This is a genomic window from Ilyobacter sp. (assembly GCF_041583315.1).
Classification (GTDB): Bacteria; Fusobacteriota; Fusobacteriia; order Fusobacteriales; family Fusobacteriaceae; genus Ilyobacter.
Map to the genome: position 1 here is coordinate 1 of NZ_JBFHGC010000499.1, position 2164 is coordinate 2164.

The following is a 2164-nucleotide window of genomic DNA, read 5'->3' on the forward strand; positions in this document are numbered from 1 at the left end:
AAAGAGGAGATAAAAGAAGCAATGGCTATCATGGATAAGGTGCTATACGAAGTTGATGAAATGATTAAATAAGAAGATCTAAATATATGATTAAAAAAAACAACTGAAGCAAGACCTACTATTATATATAATGCCCATCTTGATCATGTGGATACAACAGTATCCACGCACACTTTATAAGAAGGTGAGGACTGATTATATAGAAAGAGCGGTCAAAAGCAATACGGCTATTTATATAAAAATTGTAATAGCTAGAGAGGAAGCTCTGTAAAATTTATCATGATAAATTAAAAATTGGGGGAGTGAGTTATATGAAAAAATTTATTCAAAAATTAACTATTTTGGGGATGGCTTTAGCCTTGGTAGCCTGTGGTGGTAAAAAAGAAGAAGAGGCCTCTGTAATTAAGATTGGTTCTGTTCTTCCACTTACTGGTGGTGTTGCAGCTTTTGGACAGGCATCTAAAAATGGTATTTTACTGGCACAAGAGGAAATAAACAAAAAAGGTGGAATTAACGGTAAAAAAGTTGAAATTATATTCGAAGATGACGAGGCAAAACCTGCCAGTTCAGCAAGTGTTACTCAGAAACTCATAAACAATGACAAAGTAATAAGTATAATAGGGGCAGTTAATAGTACATGCAGTATAGCTGATGGTCCTATTGCAACACAGAATAAAATTCCTATGATTACACCTGTGTCTACAAACCCGAAAGTAACAACTCAAGGTGGAGAATATGTATTCAGAGCCTGTTTTATCGATCCTTTTCAAGGTAAAATTTTATCTAAATTTGCTATTGAAGATTTAAAAGCTAAAAAAGCTGCTGTTTTGTATGATGTAGGAAATGATTATAGTAAAGGACTTGCAGAATTTTTTGAAGAGGCCTTTAAAGAAGCTGGGGGAGAGGTCGTAGCATCTGAGACATATAATACAGGGGATTCTGATTTTAATGCTCAGCTGACAAAAATAAGTGCCCTAAAGCCTGAAGTACTAATATTGACAGACTACTATAACACTGTGGGACTCATTGCCAAGCAAGCCAGAGCAGCAGGAATAGATGCAGTATTTTTAGGAGGAGACGGTTGGGATTCACCTGATCTATTCAATGTCGGTGGAGAGGCTATAAACGGTGGATATTTCACTAATCACTATTCTCCAGACGACACAGCTAGTCAAGTTGTAGAATTCAAAGCAGCTTATGAGAAAAAATATAATGAAGTACCTAGCTCTTATGCAGTTCTAGCCTATGATGCCGCCAATGTTTTATTTGCAGCAATAGAACAAGCCGGTTCTACTGACGGAGAGAAAATAAAAGACAGTCTTAAGAATATTGAATATCAGGCTGTAACAGGAAAAATAAAATTTGATGAAGACAGAAACCCTATAAAAGGAGCTGTAATTTTAAAAGCTAAAGATGGAGAACAAAAATTTGTTAAAAACGTTAAATTATAAATCTATTCTTGAAATTTATAAACAAGTGTTTAAAATGAATGTTAGTTGATGTAAATACGAAAACCCAAAGAGAAGTTGATCGCTGGACATTGTTTTTTATACTAATATGATGTAATCATAGATTCGTTCAATGTTATCAGAAGATTGTCGTGCTAAAATCACAGAATTTTCAACATATAATCATTTAAAAAATTTACCTCAGGCTAGGTTTTTCATTGCCTGAGGTAAATTAAAGGGTTGTAATTATAAATTTATTAATTAAAATCTAAACAATAATTATTGCATCAGACATCTAGAAAGCAACCCTATTCATAGAAAAAGACAATATAAGCATGATCGGACAGAATTTACCTATAGAGGGGGTAGCTTCCAAAAGAGCTATCAGGAAAATACAGAATTTTTTAATGATGTATTACCTTGGTTTTTCAGTAATAAATAAAAAAAGTACAAATAATATTAAAATCTCTATTCTTGGTGCTGGATCTGTTGCTAGAAAATAGGATAGGTTTCCCGTGCATTGGAAGCAGTTTGGACCGAAGTTGTGTTTAAAATCTTCGGTTTTTTGTGGCTGACGAGGTATCTCAGAGGTTTGATTCCTTAAAAAAAAGAGGGTACTTATTTTTTAGTTTTCAGAAATTTAGAGTAGATATGTAAAGCGGTAATGCAGTCTGGCTATAGCATTATAGAGGATATGATATCAGGGATAATCTACT

The 2164-nt window shown here is 33.6% G+C and carries 1 protein-coding gene; it reads left to right on the top strand.

The annotated features are described in order from the left end of the window. Window positions 1–311 precede the first annotated feature (311 nt). Window positions 312–1451, top strand: a complete 1140-nt coding sequence (locus tag ABZA26_RS13430) for an ABC transporter substrate-binding protein (protein WP_372715008.1) — start codon at window positions 312–314, stop codon at window positions 1449–1451. Window positions 1452–2164 lie beyond the last annotated feature (713 nt).

Coding starts and splice junctions, on each gene's coding strand:
- ABZA26_RS13430 (WP_372715008.1), top strand. CDS start 312: ATGAAAAAATTTATTCAAAAATTAACTATTTTGGGGATGGCTTTAGCC.